We start from the raw sequence: 16,746 nt of genomic DNA, 5'->3' as shown, positions 1-16,746 counted from the left end.
AATCTCTGGTGTTGTGTGGTGTCTAAAAAAGAGTATGGCTAAGTAATGGTTATAATTCCAGTGGTTGGGTATTTTGCTCAACAATTATGATCGGTGCAACCTATATTATCGTATTTAGCACAGAATAATATTTAACTAATCGCTTTATTTTTAATCACGCAAACGGTTTCGTATTGATGAACATTGCTCTATAATGGGCACCGGTTTCCCTGCTTTCATGTTCAGGGCTGGCGTTTAAAAGAGAGAAATTAAGACTATGGAAATTTTGCGTGGTTCACCTGCTCTATCAGCATTTCGTATTACCCGCCTTTTGGCGTTGTTTGCAGAAAAACAACTGCCTGTAACAGATATCTATGCTGAATATATGCACTTTGCTGATTTATCAGCGCCGTTAAGTGACAGTGAGCAAGGCAAACTGAGCAGTTTGTTAAAATATGGTCCTTCTCTGACAGAGCATGACCCTTTCGGTAAGCTGATTTTAGTCACTCCACGTCCGGGTACAATTTCTCCTTGGTCATCTAAAGCAACGGATATTGCTCACAACTGTGGCCTTAGCCAAGTTAAACGCATTGAACGCGGTATTGCCTACTACGTTCAGGGGGATGCATTAACGCAAACGCAGTGGCATGAAGTGATTGCACTGTTACATGACCGCATGATGGAAACAATTTTTTCTTCTTTTGAACAAGCAGATGCTTTGTTTGCGCACCAACAGCCTGCCCCAATGAAAACCATTGATATCATCAATGGCGGGCGCGAAGCACTGGCAACCGCAAATACAGAAATGGGTTTAGCACTGGCGGATGACGAAATTGACTATCTGCAAGCGGCCTTCACAGGCTTAAAACGTAACCCAACAGACGTTGAATTATATATGTTTGCGCAAGCGAACTCCGAACATTGCCGCCATAAGATTTTTAACGCAGATTGGGTCATTGATGGCGAAGAACAGCCAAAATCGCTGTTTAAGATGATTAAAAACACCTTCGAAAAAACGCCAGAACACGTGTTATCGGCTTATAAAGACAACGCGGCCGTGATGGAAGGCTCTTTGGTGGGGCGCTTCTTCCCTGAGCCTGAAGGGCGTACGTATCGCTATCACCAAGAAGACACTCACATTTTAATGAAAGTGGAAACCCATAACCACCCAACGGCTATTTCGCCATGGCCGGGTGCGGCGACAGGTTCAGGTGGGGAAATTCGTGACGAAGGCGCGACAGGGCGCGGCGCAAAACCAAAAGCAGGTTTAGTGGGATTTTCCGTTTCTAACTTACGTATTCCTGGCTTTGAACAGCCTTGGGAAGAGAATTTTGGCAAGCCAGACCGCATTGTGAATGCGTTGGATATTATGATGGAAGGCCCTCTAGGTGGTGCTGCGTTCAATAACGAATTTGGTCGCCCTGCATTATTGGGTTACTTCCGTACTTATGAAGAAAAAGTGAACAGTCACAATGGCGAAGAATTACGAGGTTACCATAAGCCAATTATGTTGGCGGGCGGTATTGGTAATATTCGTGCGGATCACGTTCAAAAAGGTGAGATCACCGTGGGTGCGAAATTGATCGTGCTAGGTGGCCCATCAATGAACATTGGTTTAGGTGGTGGGGCTGCGTCATCGATGGCATCAGGTCAATCAGATGCAGACCTCGATTTTGCGTCAGTTCAGCGGGATAACGCTGAAATGGAGCGCCGTTGCCAAGAGGTGATCGACAGATGTTGGCAGTTGGGTGGCGATAACCCAATTTTATTTATTCACGATGTGGGAGCAGGCGGTTTATCCAATGCTATGCCAGAGTTGGTGAGCGATGGTGGTCGCGGTGGTCGTTTCGAATTACGTAAAATTTTGAACGACGAACCAGGCATGAGCCCATTAGAAGTGTGGTGTAACGAATCCCAAGAACGTTATGTGATGGCAGTTGCACCTGAGAAGCTGGCGGAATTTACGGCGATTTGTGAGCGTGAACGTGCGCCATTTGCGGTGATTGGTGAAGCGACAGAAGAACGTCATCTTACCTTAAATGATGCGCATTTTGATAATCAACCGATTGATATGCCACTGGATGTATTGCTGGGTAAAACGCCAAAAATGCTGCGTGATGTGAAAACCCTTAAAGCAGAACCTGAAGCATTAGACAGAACGGCCATCAATTTAAATGAAGCGGCTAAACGTGTTTTACATTTACCCGCAGTCGCAGAGAAAACTTTCTTGATCACCATTGGTGACCGTACGGTAACTGGGATGGTTGCCCGCGACCAAATGGTCGGCCCTTGGCAAATCCCCGTAGCTGACTGCGCCGTGACAACAGCAAGCTTAGACAGCTACTACGGCGAGTCCATGTCAATTGGTGAAAGAACGCCAGTGGCATTAGTGGATTTTGCTGCTTCTGCGCGTATGGCGGTAGGTGAAGCACTGACTAACCTTGCCTGTTCTTACGTGCAAGACCTCAAACGTGTGAAATTATCCGCAAACTGGATGGCAGCTGCGGGTCACCCAGGTGAAGATGCCGGGTTATATGAAGCGGTAAAAGCTGTTGGTGAAGAACTTTGTCCTGCATTAGGTTTAACGATCCCTGTGGGTAAAGACTCCATGTCGATGAAAACCCGCTGGCAACAAAATGGCGAAGAGCGTGAAATGACCTCGCCATTGTCATTGGTGATCACCGCATTTGGTCGCGTTGAAGATGTTCGTTTAACCGTAACGCCTGAATTAAAAACGGTAGAAGATAACGCGTTATTATTAATTGACTTAGGTGAAGGTCAAAACGCGTTAGGCGGTTCAGCCCTTGCGCAGGTTTACCGTCAATTAGGCAACAAAGCACCTGATGTCCATAGCCCTGAGCGTTTACTCGGCTTCTTCAATACCATTCAAAAACTGTTATCTGAGCAAAAATTACTGGCTTACCATGACCGCTCAGACGGTGGTTTATTCGTCACTTTAGCGGAAATGGCATTTGCAGGTCATTGCGGAATCAATGTCGACATCAGTTCATTTGATGAAGACACTTTAGCTGCATTATTCAACGAAGAGCTAGGTGCAGTCATTCAAATCAATGGCGCTGATAAAGATTACGTTGAAGCGTGCTTTGCAGAGGCAGGTTTAGCCAATTGTGTGCATTATTTAGGCTCAGCAATTCATGACGATATCGTGATCATCAATAGCCGTGATACGGTAGTTTACCGCGAGTCCCGCAGTTTATTACGTCAATGGTGGGCAGAAACCACATGGCAGATGCAGCGCTTGCGTGATAACGAAGTGTGTGCAGACGAAGAACATACGCTGAAGCAAGATAACCAAGACCCGGGCTTAAATGCTAAGCTAACTTATGATATTGAAGATGATATTGCGGCGCCGTTTATTTTATCCGGTGTACGCCCGAAAGTTGCCGTGCTGCGTGAGCAAGGGGTTAACTCCCACGTTGAGATGGCAGCAGCTTTTGATCGTGCAGGTTTTGATGCCGTTGATGTGCATATGAGCGATTTGCTGGCGGGTAACGTATCTCTTGAGCAATTCCAAACGCTGGTGGCGTGTGGCGGTTTCTCTTACGGTGATGTATTGGGGGCAGGGGAAGGTTGGGCGAAATCTATCTTGTTCAACAACCAAGTGCGTGACGAGTTTGCAGCATTCTTTAACCGCCCAGATACTTTATCACTGGGTGTATGTAACGGTTGCCAGATGATGTCTAACTTGCATGAGCTGATCCCAGGTGCAGAGTTTTGGCCACGTTTTGTCCGCAACCGTTCAGAGCGTTTCGAAGCCCGCTTTAGCTTAGTGGAAATCGCCAATAGTCCATCATTATTACTGCAAGACATGGCGGGCTCTCGTATGGCAATTGCGGTCTCTCATGGTGAAGGGCAAGTGGAAACTCGCGCCGGGGCACATCTTCAGCAATTAGAAGATAACGGCTTGGTGGCTATGCGTTTTGTGAACAACTATGGGCAAGTGACGGAACAATACCCTGCGAACCCGAACGGTTCAGTTAATGGTATTACGTCAGTGACATCAAAAGATGGCCGAGCAACCATTATGATGCCGCACCCAGAGCGTGTTTTCCGTACAGTGAGCAACTCTTGGCACCCAGAAACATGGGGGGAAGATAGCCCATGGATGCGTATTTTCCGTAATGCACGCAAGCAATTAGGCTAATAATCAGTAAGCTAATTGAATAAACATCAGGCCAGTTGATTTGCTCACTGGCCTGTTTTTTTATCGCTTAAAAATAGAATGATTAGTTCAAGATAAACTCTTGGTTTAATCCATTGTAAGTTTTCACGCTGACTTTTAGCCCATCGTCCACTTCAGTGAGTTTAACGGCTTCAATTTCATTGCAATCAGCACCGACTGCGGTAGCTTCTTCTAACTCTAAGCGTTTATTTTTCTTATCAATAAAGTACCATTTACCCGCAGGGCAAGAAATGCCGGCATCTTCACGCAACAGCGCCCAACGGTTAGTTTCATGAACTTGTGAGCCAATACCAAAGTACGCATCACCCACACTAATCCAGCTAACAGCAGCGCCTTTGCCACATTGCTCACAGGATACTTCACCACCATCATGAATTTTCACTTGGTCTGTACGTGCCGAAGCAGAAACTTGCCAAGTTAATGCAGAAACAGCAAATGCGGCAATCAATAATTTTTTCATTTGATTATGTCTTATTAAAAGGAGGTATAGATTCAATTTTATCATTGAGAATAAAAGATAAAGGCAAAAAATAGCAGGGTAAAGCGCGGGATATTGGTGATTAAATAGATGGCGCCCTATCTGCAAAGCGGATAGGGCGTAAATCTGGGGCTTATTTCCAGAAGCGATTAATTTGCTCACGTAATGCTTCTGCGGTTTGTTTGCCTTTTTCACCCACTAAGGCGCGCCCTGCAATAAAGGCTTTGGCTTTAATGCCATTAAATAGGTGAATATCTTCAGGCACAATACCGCCTGTAATGGATAATGCGAGCCCTAAATCAGATAATTTGCGCATTTTTTCGATATCTTCATTGGTCCAGCCAATACCCGCAAGTTCGGCATCACGAGAACGATGGTAAATAGCTTGAGTAATGCCTAAATCTACCCAATTTTTAGCATCTTCAAATGTCCAATTGCCGTAAATTTCAATTTGAATTTCACGCTGAAATTCGTCAGCCACTTTTTTACAGGCCGCAATAGTAGCGATATGCGCCGCCGCTGACACCGTGATCCAATCCGCCCCTGCCTCAAATGCCATTTTCGACAAAATAGCGCCACCGTCAGTGGTTTTCATATCGCAAACCAGAATGTGATTTGGATATTTTTGGCGTAACGTCGACACGGCATTCATGCCATCGGCAAACGCTAAAATTGTGCCCACTTCAATGATATCAACAAAAGTGTGCACATTTTCAGCAACATCTAGTGCCGCAGGTAAGTTAGTTTGGTCTAACGCGATTTGGATCAACGGTTTAGTCATGGTTTTATCCTTGAATTTTTTCTCGTATCAAACGGGCAAGTCCGTCGTGATTGTTATCAGTGGCGCAGATAGCATTGGCTTGTGCTTTGACTGCCTCATCAGCATGTGGCATAGCAACACCGAGCCCTGCGTATTGGATCATGGAAATATCATTATGGTTGTCGCCAACGGCAATCACTTGCTCAGGCTTGAGACCAAGCTGGTTAACGTATTGTGCTAAGCGCATGCCTTTGTTGTTACCTTTACAGGCGATATCAATGCGATTAACCCACGAACGTTCAGCCGTGAATTTGTCATTCACCCACGAGACGTCCATTAATTGCTCGATGGCATTCGGGTCGCCTTCAACGACAAATTTCCAAACGTAATCGGTATCACGAACCTGTTCTTCAAATGAATCAATACGGTAGATTTTTGGGGGATGTGTAAGGCTTGGGTCTGCCGCCCACAGCTCCATATCTTTCATATAGTCAATGGGTTGTGATTTTGAATAGGTCATTTCATTGGTGGTATACAGCACCAGTTTGAATTGGTTTTTTTGTGCCAATTCAATAAAGGCCAAGGCATCGTCTTTAGCAATTGAGGTTTGTGTTAGCACCTTTTCATTTTGGTAATCATAGATATAGGTGCCATTGCAGCAAATAATGGGTGTGGTTAACCCCAGTTCATCGTAATAAGGGCGCGCAGCGGTATGGTGACGACCTGTCACAATCATCACGTGGCAATGTTTTGCCGCGTCTTGGATGGCAGACCGCACTTCTGGGTGGATAGTGTGTTGAGCCGTCAGAACCGTCCCATCTAAATCTAATGCGAGCACTTTATACATATTAATTAATCCTTTTAAGCGTTTTTCGCGAGTGCCTCATCAATCACGCGATACACATCGTCGGCTGTGTGGCATTGGCGCAGTTTGTTAAGATCGACACCCGTTTCGCTGTCCTCATCATCAAGAACTTGGGTGACCTCCATCAATCCTTCCATATGTTCGTCCGAAGAGCTACCCGCAAGTGTAATTAAAACGTCGACGGGCTCATCTTCCCCATCAAAAATAATGGGTTTTTCTAAGGTCACCAACGCAAAAGCGGTGCGAATAACGCCATCTTCAGGGCGTGCGTGGGGTAAGGCCAAGTTTGGGGCGATGCAGATATACGGGCCCAGTTTTTCGACACTGCTGATGATGGCGTTATGATAATCGGGCTTGATGGCACCAGAGGCAATTAGCATGTCTGTACCAATTTTAATCGCATCACGCCAATTTGTTGCATTGGCATGGAGTTGGATAGAATTGTTGTCGATTAATGATTGTTTGAATCCCATTATGACTTCCTCTTGGATGATATTTACCTCGATAGATGCGCAGTAGCGTCTATCGAGGTATCAACATGATTAGTGACGAATAAAATTGGTATGAATGATATTGAGCAACTCATCACCGAATGAATTTGGGTTGAGCATATTTTGTACGCCAAGAACGAACTTTCCTTCACCTGGGTCCATTTCTGAACTTAAGTGCTTTGACGAAACAATAATGTCTGTTGCTGTTAATTTCGATTTATAGTCGGATACCGCACAGGAATCCATGATGTGTGGGATGCCTTTTTTCTCAAGGTACTGGCCAATTTTCATTTTCATCATCATGGAGGAACCTTGACCATTACCACATACCGCTAAGATGCGTACCGGTTTGGCACCACTGTGCTCAATCGGGGCTGATTCAACGTCGTCTACTGTTTCAATTTCCGCTTCAAGGGCGCCTTCAGCATCTTCTTCTGCACGCAGTTTTTTCGCGGCGAAGTACATGTAGACAAGGGAAAGTGCGACAATGACAAAGAAGAACATTTTTGAGAATGACAGGCCTTGCATAATCACTGGGAATGCAAGCGCCCAGTCAGCCATTCCCATCCAGCCACTAAAATCGGTGCCTTGACGGTTGATTAAGTCGATAGCCCATGCGGAACCTAAAATTTCGATGACTCCCATCACGAAACACACTTTCATCACGGCTTTCCAACCGCCAAAGTGGTTTGCAAAGATACCGATGGTGGCATTGGAGAAGAACATCGGAATAAAACCGGGGATGATCATAATCGGCGAATTGAAGGCTAACATCCCCAATACCGCAGCAAACTGGCCGATTGCGCCCCACATAAAGCCGAATACCATCGCATTCGGAGAGAAAGCATAGATAGCCGCACAGTCGATAGCGAGCACAGCATTAGGAATAACGCGCTCAGAAATACCTTTAAATGCCTCAGAAAGCTCTGCGACGAACATCCGTACACCTGTCACGATGATTTGAATGGCAACGGCAAATTTCAGGCCTGTTTCAATAATGTAGATAGTCCAGTGCGTGGTGCCTGCCATAGTTTGCAGGTTAGTCAGACCAAAAGAAATCAAAATAACGCCAAAGAAGAGTGTCATTACAATAGCTGTCGCTGAGATGCTATCGTGGAAAATATGCAGCCATTTTGGCAATTTTAAGTTATCAACACTGTCTTTTTTATCCCCCAGTTTTGGGGCAACTTTGGTCGCTATCCATGAAGCGAACTGCTGTTGGTGACCGATAGAAAAACCAGCTCCGCCAGTCACTTCTTGGGTTGGTTTAAACATGATATTGGAGGAGATCCCCCAGTACAGCGCCATCAAGACTGCGGAATACAAAATGGTTTCCCACATGCTTGAACCCAGCACAAAGTAGAAAACAGCAATCAAGCCAGCTTGCTGGAACATGATGTGCCCTGTCAACATGATGGTACGAATACCGGTGACACGGCGAAATAGCACTAATAGTATGTTAATCGCAAGGGCGAGTAACACGGTATAACCGACCCACGAATAGTTATCACCCATGGTTTCCATGGTGGCCATCATTGAAGTGTATGGGTCTATCACTGAACCGGTAAGGCCGTGGTATTCAGACATTTTTTCGATGACAGGTTTAAAGCTAGACACCAAGGTGCTTGCTCCAACACCCACTAACATAAAGCCGACAATTGTTTTGATTGTCCCCTTGAGGATTGTCGTACCATCACGCTTTAATAGCCAGTAACCAATAAATGTGACTAAGCCGAGTAGTAGAGGCGCTTTAGTCATTACTTGGCTGTAAAAAATATAGAAAGCGTCGTATAAAAAATCCATATTTTTACCTCTAATCAAATTGTATTTGTAATTTATATGGGTCAGAGATTAATCATATTGATCGTATCTGGTGTTATTGCGATATAATCATTTAAAACAGATAAATGGTCGCGCAAAAATCAATTATGATCAAATGTAATCACGAATTGCTCTTTTATGATTGTTTGCATTTGTCTGTTTTTTTACCAGTAAAAAAATAAATAAATGGCGACCTGATCACGTAAAATTTTAAATATTCAATAAAATCAACATGGTAATTTTATTTATGTCAAATATTCAATTTTTGCACTAGCAAAGGTTGACAACATTAGGTGAGATAAATAGAATCAAAACTAATCACCAATAATCATTTTCAATCATTAGTTGTCATTGATATGATTATTTCTTAATAAGGCGATAGTTATGAATGAAGTGCAAAGACACAATGAAATCTTGTCGTTATTAGAAACGCAGCGGGTGATTAGCGTTTCTCATATTACCGAACAGTTTAATGTGTCTCCTGCAACCGCTCGTCGTGATATTTCAAAGCTTGATGAGCAAGGTAAGTTACGGAAAGTCCGTAATGGTGCAGAACGAATTGAAAAGAAAAAGCGTAAGTGGACACCGCTCAATATTAATAGCACTGACCACTACGAAGAAAAATCAGAAATTGCTATCAAAGCTGCGGAGCTTTGTCTCCCAGGAGAAAGCGCAGTGATTAACTGTGGTTCAACGGCCTTTATGTTAGGGCAGCAGCTTTGCGGTAAAAACGTACAGATTGTGACCAATTACTTCCCGCTAGCCAGTTATTTGATTGATGAAGACCATGATGATGTCATTTTAATTGGTGGGCAGTATAACAAGGCACAAAACATCTTTTTAAATCCAGCCCTCAATACACTGATGGGCTACGCAGGTAACTGGATGTTCACGTCAGGGAAGGGGCTAACGGAAGCCGGTTTATATAAAGCCGATATGCTAACCGCCGTGGCTGAGCAGCAGATGCTAGACCAAATCGATAAATTAGTGGTGGTTGTCGACAGTTCTAAGGTAGGCCATCGAACAGGGATGTTATTTTGCCCAGCAAATAAGATTGATGTACTTATCACGGGAAGAAATGCAAACCCTGAGGTGATTAAAGGGATTGAAGCGCAAGGGACTCGCGTGATCCTCGTCTAGTTTAGCCGACTACCTGATTTATTGAATTTAAACAAATTTGCCTTCATGCCTTAATTCTTTCATTAAGGCATCGGGCTCCTGACATCTAAAATTCTGGAAAAGGTATTATCACTATGAGCAAAGTCAATGAAATTACACGTGAATCTTGGATTTTAAGTACGTTTCCTGAGTGGGGGACGTGGCTAAATGAAGAAATTGAAAAAACCGTTGTTGAGCCCAATACATTTTCAATGTGGTGGTTAGGTTGCACAGGTATTTGGTTGAAAAGTGCGGGTAATACCAATATTTCTATCGATTTTTGGTGTGGCACAGGGAAAAAAACACAAAAAAATCCACTGATGAACAAGCAACACCAAATGATGCGTATGGGGGGAGTCGAAGCGCTACAACCTAACTTGCGTACAGCAATTTTTCCCCTTGACCCATTCGCAATTAAAGAGGTGGATGCGATTTTAGCCTCACACGACCATGCTGACCATATCGATGTTAACGTAGCGGCAGCCGTGCTACAAAACTGCGGCGACCACGTTAAGTTTATTGGCCCACAAGCGTGTGTGGATTTATGGACAAAATGGGGCGTACCTGCTGAGCGTTGTGTGGTGGCAAAAGTGGGCGATGTGCTAGAAGTCGGAGACATGAAAATCCGTGTATTAGACTCTTTCGACCGCACAGCGTTAGTGACGTTGCCGCAGGGGGTGTCTTCATACGATAAAGCTATTTTAGATGGCATGGACTCCCGTGCAGTGAACTATTTAATTGAAACCACGGGCGGTTCTGTTTATCACTCAGGTGATTCCCACTATTCAAACTATTATGCGGCCCACGGTAACCGTTACAATATCGACGTCGCATTACTGTCTTACGGCGAAAACCCTCGTGGTGTGACGGATAAAATGACCTCTTCAGATATTTTGCGTGCCGCAGAATCATTAAATTGCGAACGCGTTATTCCATTCCACCACGATATTTGGGCTAACTTCCAAAACGACCCGCGTGAAATTGAAGTGTTGTGGAATATGAAAAAAGAGCGTTTGCAATACACGTTTGCCCCGTTCTTCTGGCAAGTGGGCGGCAAATATACTTACCCAACCGATAAAGATCGTATGCATTATCAGCACTTCCGTGGCTTTAACGATATCTTTAAAAATGAGCCAGAGCTGCCATATAAAGCATTCTTATAGTTATTGGTAAATTCATTCATAGCAGAGGCGAAAACGCTTCTGCTTTTTTTATTTTGAAGCATAAAAAAACCGCCAACAGGATGTGGCGGTTTGGTGTTTAAGGTAACGGCTGATTATTCAAGCACAAACATGCCGTAAGGGTGAATTTGCAGGTACAAATTTTCCCCTACACTTGGTTGTAACTGGGTAGCATTAATTTGCAGCAACATAGATTGACCATGCCAATCAACTGTTACTTCATATTGTGGCCCCATATAGGCAACGTAGGTGATGGTACAGCGTTGGCTATCATCACCTTGTGTATTCAAGGTAATGGCTTCAGGGCGAACACCCACAGTGACCTGCGTTTGCGCTGAGGTAATTTGCGCAGGGCGTGGCAAGCGATAATTAAAGATATCAACAAAGTCTGTGGTCAATGTCGCAGGAAAAATGTTGGCATCTCCCATAAAGCTGGCCATAAATTTCGATGCTGGTTGGCGATAGAGTTCCTGCGGTGAACCCAATTGCATGATTTTCCCTTTATTCATCACCAGAACCATGTCAGATACCGCGAAAGCTTCACTTTGGTCATGGGTAACGTACAAAGAGGTGATGTTAAATTGTTGTTGTAGTTCACGAATTTTCTCACGCATGCTGCGGCGTAAGTTGGCATCCAAGTTACTTAACGGCTCATCAAATAACAACACTTTTGGCTTGAGGATTAAGGCACGGGCTAAGGCGACACGCTGTTGTTGCCCCCCAGAAATTTGGTCAACAAAACGGTCAGCAAAGCCGGCTAAATCCACCAGCTCTAAGGCTTCATCGACCCGTTTTTTGATTTCAGCTTTCGGTAAGCCTAACATCTTCAAACCGTAACCTACGTTATCCCCTAAAGACATGTGTGGGAACAAGGCATAGGACTGGAATACCATACAAATATCGCGTTGTTGTATTGAACGGTCGGTTACATCTTCACCGTCAATAAACATGCGGCCTTCGGTCGGCTTTTCGAGCCCTGCAACTAAACGTAAAACGGTGGTTTTCCCGCAACCTGATGGGCCTAATAAGGTCACCATGCTACCTTGAGGAATAGAAAGACTTAAATCATCAATGACCGTGTTGGTGCCAAAGCGTTTAGTCACATTTTTTAATTCAACAAAATTATGTTGTGTCATGTCAGTTACTCCCTGATCACTGTGCATTTTTGGCTTTGGAACGTGAAACACGGGCTTCGCCAATCAAATAGTCAAATAAGAAGATAATTGCGAGCATGACCACAATCAAAATGGAGCCATAAGCAATCGCAACGCCATACTCACCATCCTCAACACGGTTAAGAATGTAAGCGGTGGCAACGCGTGTATCAGGGGTAACCAAGAACACAATCGCACTGACCGTGGTGATGGCACGGACAAAGCTGTAAATCAGCGCGGACAAAATGGCAGGGCGTAAGAGTGGCAGTAAGATAAAGAAAATGGTGCGCATGGAACCTGCTCGCAGGCTTAATGACGCTTCATCTAATGATTTATCAATTTGCCCCAAGCCTGCGATACCTGCGCGGATCCCTACAGGGACGTTACGCATGGTCATCGAAATAATCACGATGGCGGCTGTACCCGTTAAATAGAACGGGGTGTCGTTAAAGGCTAAGATGTATGACACACCAGCAACGGTACCCGGTACGGCGAAACATAACATGGTGGTGAATTCGATGGTTTTCTTGCCACGGAAATCTTGGCGCACCACGATATAAGCAATTAACAAGCCGAGAATAGCCGTAATTGGTGCCGCAATCCCCGCATACAGAAGGGTATCGAGCAATGAAGGCCATGCGCCGTCACTCATACCTTGGCCGAATAACTTAATAAAGTTATCCAGAGTTAAGGTGTAGTCCACACCCCAGTTCACCGTAAAGCTTCCGTAGAAAATGCTACCGTATAACAGCACGTTAAAGGCAACCCAAATCGCTAAGAAGAGAGTAACCGTGGTAATTAAAGATGATGGCAGCGGCTGGACATCACCACGGTAAGATTTACCAGAGACCGTGACGTACGAACGCTTACCAATCCACATATACTGCACGCAGAATACCAGCAGTGAGAATACTAACAGTGATGCACCCAAGGTACTGGCAGCTTGGTAATCTAACTGTGAACCTGTGATGTAGAAGTAGATTTGTGTCGCTAAGACGTCAAAGTTACCGCCTAATACTAACGGGTTACTAAAGTCCGCTAAAGACTGAACAATAACGATTAAAAATGCGTTAGCTAGCGCAGGCTTCAATAATGGCATAAACACATTAAAGAAGGTTTGGTAGCGGTTAGCACGCAGGGTGTAAGAGGCTTCTTCCAAAGATGGGTGAATAGTTTTAATCGCACCATCCAAAATCATAAATGACATGGGTGTAAAGGCCAGAACCTGTGCGAGCCAAATTCCCGTAAAACCATACAACCAGTTGGTATTTTCTAACCCCATGTAAGTGGCGAGAAATTCAGTAATATAGCCTGAGCGACCCATCATCAAGGTCACACCAAGGCCGACAACGAATGGTGGTGTCACAATTGGTAAGATAGAAAACACGCGACCAATAATGGCAGAGCGTTTCGCAATACGTGTGGTGTAGATAGCTAAAATTAACCCAAAGAAGGTACAACCTGCGCCTACGGCTAAAGAGAGAAAGACCGAGTTAATAATAACTTGAACAATATGGGATTGCGTTAAAATTGCCACAAAGGCAAATGGCGCAAAATCCCCATTACCATCGGTAAACATGGGGATAAAAATCGCTACACTTGGGAAGACGATAAACAGTGTGATCAGTGCAACTACGGTGATCAGTGAGCCAATGACAAATTGGTCGCCACCCAGCCATTCAAGGCGGGTTAACGCGTGCGTCATCACCATACCTAAGGCAATAAACAGCACAATGGCTGAATAACCAAGCCCCTTACCATCAAGGTAAGCGGTGATTATCACCACAACGGCAGTGAGTGCCGCAACGGCAATATCGAAATAATGGCGAGTTTTATGGTAACGATCCGCTGGTGTTAACGGGCGAATAAACAGCACAGATGGCAAGAGATACCAAAGCCAGCTAATATTCAGGCTGCTCCACCCATAAGCGGCGAGGATTTCATCTTGCGTCGAGTCAAGTAAGCCATAATCCAGGCTCCAAGACGGTAACAAGGCGAAACCAACCCAAGCTAATAGCAGCCAAAAAAAGGTGCTATCTCGCTTTTTAGGTGGTGTCAGAGCTAGGGTTTGAGACATAGATCCCCCTAAGCTCGTCATATTTTGCGCTGTCACGGTGTTGGCTGCGATCTGTTATCCTAGTCACATACTTGTGTATGTTCCTAGGAATAACGTCCACTTGCCGCCTTGTGACAACACAAACTATTTAGAGCTTAATTAAATTAATTTTTATTTTAGTTAAGTAAGTGCTCAGTGCGGCGCATTCACGCCGCACAGGGTGGTTATTTACTCATTTTGACTTCAGTAACCCACTTGTTGATTAAATTCTTACGGACATCGGCGTCGCCATATTTATCCATATCGTAATTAATCAGGTTCAGGTCATTCAGTTTTAACGAAATTGGTGATGATTCTGCCGTGGTATTGGTGAGGATTTGGTAAGATTTACCTTCTTTCCAGCTCAGCTCTTGGGCTTCTTTAGACAACACGAAATCGACGAACAGTTTAGCGTTGTCCATATTACGGGCATTTTTCAGGATACTGATCCCGCCGATTTCATAACCTGTACCTTCACAAGGTGCGATTAACTCTAATGGCGCGCCATTTTCCACTTCTAATGAATAATCATGTAAGAAGCCGATACCAATGGCAGACTCGCCACGCGCGGCGTTACGTGCTGGGGCAATACCTGATTTGGTATATTGAGAGATATTTGAGTTTAATTTTTTCAAATAATCAAAGGCTTGCTCATTACCCCACAGCTGATCAAATGTTGCCAATGCGGTATACGCAGTTCCTGAACTTTGTGGGTCAGCGATTTGAATTTCGCCTTTGTACTCAGGTTTGGTTAAATCTTTCCAGCAAGTCGGAATAGGTAAGCCTTTTTCTTTTAAGCGATCTTTATTCACACCAAAACCTAAAATTCCGATGTAAACCGCTGAGGAGTAGTTACCTTTACGTTTCGCTGGGTCTTGGAATTGTGGCATGATCTCAGCGAGTTTTGGTGATTTGTATGGTTCAAGTAAATCCATTTCTCCCGCTTGTGAATGCGGATCTAATGTACCGCCATACCACACGTCTGCTTGTGGGTTACGTTTTTCAGCTTCGATTTTAGCTAAAGTACTGCCCGAACCGTTACGCACAAACGTGGTTTTCACATCATATTTTTTAGCGAATGCTTGGGTTTCTGTTTCGCACATTGCATTGGTTGCGCTACAGTAAACCACAAGGCGACCCGCCGCACTTGCAGTGGTCGAAATTGCGGCGAGGGATAAGCCTGCTGCGATTAGAGTAGAGAGAGTTTTCAGTTTCATTTTCAATCCTTTATCAGATTTTAATTATCAGAGGGTGAAACAGATCCTGCCATGTGCTCTCGTTTGCTGACGTTCGCAATCAAAAGCGGCATAAGCAGTAGCCCCATCAAGGCAGCGGCACTGGCGAGTAAGGTAAACATCCCAGACCAACCGTAATGTGCGATGACTTGAGAGAGCGGCCACCCTGCAATTGCTGCCCCTAAATAGGCATACAACCCAAGGTAACCCGTTACCGCTCCCGCTGCTTTTTTATGACAATATTCTGTTGCAGCGAGACCGATTAACATTTGTGGTCCAAAAACAAAAAAGCCAATAGCAAAAAAACACACCGCTAATAAAGCGTAATGATGAATAGGGGTAAGCCACAAGGCACTGACTGAGATACACAACCCCAATGAAAACAGCAAAATCATTGGCGCCCGCTGCCCGCGAAACAAAATATCAGAGCCCCATCCTGAGCACAGTGCGCCAAGCAGCCCACCTAATTCAAATAACGACAATGTTGCGTTGGCACTGAGTAAATTGGTGCCATGTGTTTCTGTTAACCAGAGATTTCCCCAATCGTTTATCGCCATACGAATGAGATAAACCAAAATATAAGAGAAACCTAATAACCAAATCATTCGGTTGAAAACAATCGCGTCTTTTAAAATCACCCACATTGGCATGGGAGGAGACAAACGCTCTTGGCGCAGCTCCAGTACATCTTGACGCCATTGCCCAACACTGGGGAGTTGCTCTTCTTGTGGCGTGCCCCGTAGCTGGCCGCACAACCAAAGCCCAACGACCACACCAATCACACCAGGCACTATCAATGCCATTTGCCAACTGTATTGCGTTGCTAACAACGCGGTGAGCAAAGGCAGCAGCATGCCACCGAGATTAATGGAGATATTCCATAAACCCCACCAGAAACCACGTTCATTGCGTGAATACCAGTGAGTCAGAATTCGTGCACAAGGTGGCCATCCCCAACCTTGGAAAAACCCGTTTAACGTCCAAACCAGCAAGAGAGCAGGGAACGATAAACAATAGGCAAAAATGATGTTCAGTATCCCCGTCATCACAAGGCCCGCCCCCATAAACCAGCGGTAGCCTGTGATATCGTGGAAAATACCGGACAAAAACTTCGAAATGCCATACGTCAGGTAAAACGCGGTAGCAATCCAACCAATATCACTTTTGTCGAGTAACAATTCGCTTTGCATAACAGGCATCACGAAATTGAAGCTCTTTCGCGTTAGATAAAAGGTGGCATAGCCAACAATCATGAATAACATCAGTCGGCGACGCCAAAAACGATAAGTGTTATCCAGATCCAACGTATTTTTACCTGTCATGAT

The 16,746-nt window shown here is 44.7% G+C and carries 12 protein-coding genes; 3 read left to right on the top strand and 9 right to left on the bottom strand.

Annotated features, from left to right (window positions below):
* Positions 1–256 precede the first annotated feature (256 nt).
* Positions 257–4,144 carry a phosphoribosylformylglycinamidine synthase gene (purL, locus tag AC4IFO_RS04450; RefSeq protein ID WP_490732185.1) on the top strand — a complete coding sequence of 1,296 codons (3,888 nt, stop codon included), beginning with the start codon at positions 257–259 and terminating at the stop codon, positions 4,142–4,144.
* An 82-nt stretch (positions 4,145–4,226) separates the two neighbouring features.
* Here purL and AC4IFO_RS04445 read toward each other — a convergent pair whose 3' ends face one another.
* From AC4IFO_RS04445 to AC4IFO_RS04425, 5 genes are all read right to left on the bottom strand, one after another.
* On the bottom strand, positions 4,227–4,643 hold the full coding sequence (locus tag AC4IFO_RS04445; protein ID WP_490732184.1) for a hypothetical protein: 417 nt from the start codon (positions 4,641–4,643) through the stop codon (positions 4,227–4,229).
* A gap of 151 nt (positions 4,644–4,794) precedes the next feature.
* A complete protein-coding gene (locus AC4IFO_RS04440) occupies positions 4,795–5,442 on the bottom strand; it encodes a 3-keto-L-gulonate-6-phosphate decarboxylase UlaD (RefSeq protein WP_490732183.1) in 648 nt (215 codons plus the stop codon).
* 4 nt (positions 5,443–5,446) lie between these two features.
* Positions 5,447–6,268 carry a Cof-type HAD-IIB family hydrolase gene (locus AC4IFO_RS04435; protein WP_490732182.1) on the bottom strand — a complete coding sequence of 274 codons (822 nt, stop codon included), beginning with the start codon at positions 6,266–6,268 and terminating at the stop codon, positions 5,447–5,449.
* A gap of 14 nt (positions 6,269–6,282) precedes the next feature.
* Entirely contained in the window at positions 6,283–6,759 is a 477-nt protein-coding gene (locus AC4IFO_RS04430) for a PTS sugar transporter subunit IIA (RefSeq protein ID WP_219246953.1), read from the bottom strand.
* Positions 6,760–6,828: 69 nt separating this feature from the next.
* On the bottom strand, positions 6,829–8,580 hold the full coding sequence (locus tag AC4IFO_RS04425) for a PTS ascorbate-specific subunit IIBC (protein ID WP_490732180.1): 1,752 nt from the start codon (positions 8,578–8,580) through the stop codon (positions 6,829–6,831).
* Positions 8,581–8,982: 402 nt separating this feature from the next.
* Between AC4IFO_RS04425 and ulaR the strand changes: the two genes are divergently transcribed.
* The gene (gene ulaR, locus AC4IFO_RS04420; RefSeq protein ID WP_490732178.1) at positions 8,983–9,738 is read left to right on the top strand and encodes an HTH-type transcriptional regulator UlaR; all 756 of its coding nucleotides are present in this window, start codon (positions 8,983–8,985) and stop codon (positions 9,736–9,738) included.
* Between the two features lie 113 nt (positions 9,739–9,851).
* Complete coding sequence (gene ulaG, locus AC4IFO_RS04415; protein WP_273838170.1) at positions 9,852–10,919, top strand: L-ascorbate 6-phosphate lactonase; 1,068 nt, start codon at positions 9,852–9,854, stop codon at positions 10,917–10,919.
* A 113-nt stretch (positions 10,920–11,032) separates the two neighbouring features.
* On the opposite strand, the gene fbpC is transcribed toward ulaG, so the two are convergent.
* From fbpC to uhpC, 4 genes are all read right to left on the bottom strand, one after another.
* Positions 11,033–12,073: a ferric ABC transporter ATP-binding protein gene (fbpC, locus tag AC4IFO_RS04410; protein WP_490732175.1), complete on the bottom strand. Its 1,041-nt coding sequence runs from the start codon at positions 12,071–12,073 to the stop codon at positions 11,033–11,035.
* A 16-nt stretch (positions 12,074–12,089) separates the two neighbouring features.
* Complete coding sequence (locus AC4IFO_RS04405) at positions 12,090–14,168, bottom strand: ABC transporter permease (RefSeq protein WP_353243406.1); 2,079 nt, start codon at positions 14,166–14,168, stop codon at positions 12,090–12,092.
* Between the two features lie 203 nt (positions 14,169–14,371).
* Positions 14,372–15,403: an ABC transporter substrate-binding protein gene (locus tag AC4IFO_RS04400; RefSeq protein WP_206082490.1), complete on the bottom strand. Its 1,032-nt coding sequence runs from the start codon at positions 15,401–15,403 to the stop codon at positions 14,372–14,374.
* Between the two features lie 20 nt (positions 15,404–15,423).
* The gene (gene uhpC / locus AC4IFO_RS04395) at positions 15,424–16,743 is read right to left on the bottom strand and encodes an MFS transporter family glucose-6-phosphate receptor UhpC (protein WP_490732173.1); all 1,320 of its coding nucleotides are present in this window, start codon (positions 16,741–16,743) and stop codon (positions 15,424–15,426) included.
* Positions 16,744–16,746 lie beyond the last annotated feature (3 nt).

The sequence above is a fragment of the Providencia sp. UF-224 genome (assembly GCF_058245955.1).
This window is presented reverse-complemented; position numbering and strand designations above follow the sequence as displayed.

Bases quoted from the DNA above. Each gene is read 5' to 3' on its own strand.
- AC4IFO_RS04440 (WP_490732183.1), bottom strand. From the start codon at position 5,442: ATGACTAAACCGTTGATCCAAATCGCGTTAGACCAAACTAACTTACCT.
- fbpC (WP_490732175.1), bottom strand. From the start codon at position 12,073: ATGACACAACATAATTTTGTTGAATTAAAAAATGTGACTAAACGCTTT.
- AC4IFO_RS04400 (WP_206082490.1), bottom strand. From the start codon at position 15,403: ATGAAACTGAAAACTCTCTCTACTCTAATCGCAGCAGGCTTATCCCTC.
- ulaR (WP_490732178.1), top strand. From the start codon at position 8,983: ATGAATGAAGTGCAAAGACACAATGAAATCTTGTCGTTATTAGAAACG.
- purL (WP_490732185.1), top strand. From the start codon at position 257: ATGGAAATTTTGCGTGGTTCACCTGCTCTATCAGCATTTCGTATTACC.
- ulaG (WP_273838170.1), top strand. From the start codon at position 9,852: ATGAGCAAAGTCAATGAAATTACACGTGAATCTTGGATTTTAAGTACG.
- AC4IFO_RS04425 (WP_490732180.1), bottom strand. From the start codon at position 8,580: ATGGATTTTTTATACGACGCTTTCTATATTTTTTACAGCCAAGTAATG.
- AC4IFO_RS04430 (WP_219246953.1), bottom strand. From the start codon at position 6,759: ATGGGATTCAAACAATCATTAATCGACAACAATTCTATCCAACTCCAT.
- uhpC (WP_490732173.1), bottom strand. From the start codon at position 16,743: ATGACAGGTAAAAATACGTTGGATCTGGATAACACTTATCGTTTTTGG.
- AC4IFO_RS04405 (WP_353243406.1), bottom strand. From the start codon at position 14,168: ATGTCTCAAACCCTAGCTCTGACACCACCTAAAAAGCGAGATAGCACC.
- AC4IFO_RS04435 (WP_490732182.1), bottom strand. From the start codon at position 6,268: ATGTATAAAGTGCTCGCATTAGATTTAGATGGGACGGTTCTGACGGCT.
- AC4IFO_RS04445 (WP_490732184.1), bottom strand. From the start codon at position 4,643: ATGAAAAAATTATTGATTGCCGCATTTGCTGTTTCTGCATTAACTTGG.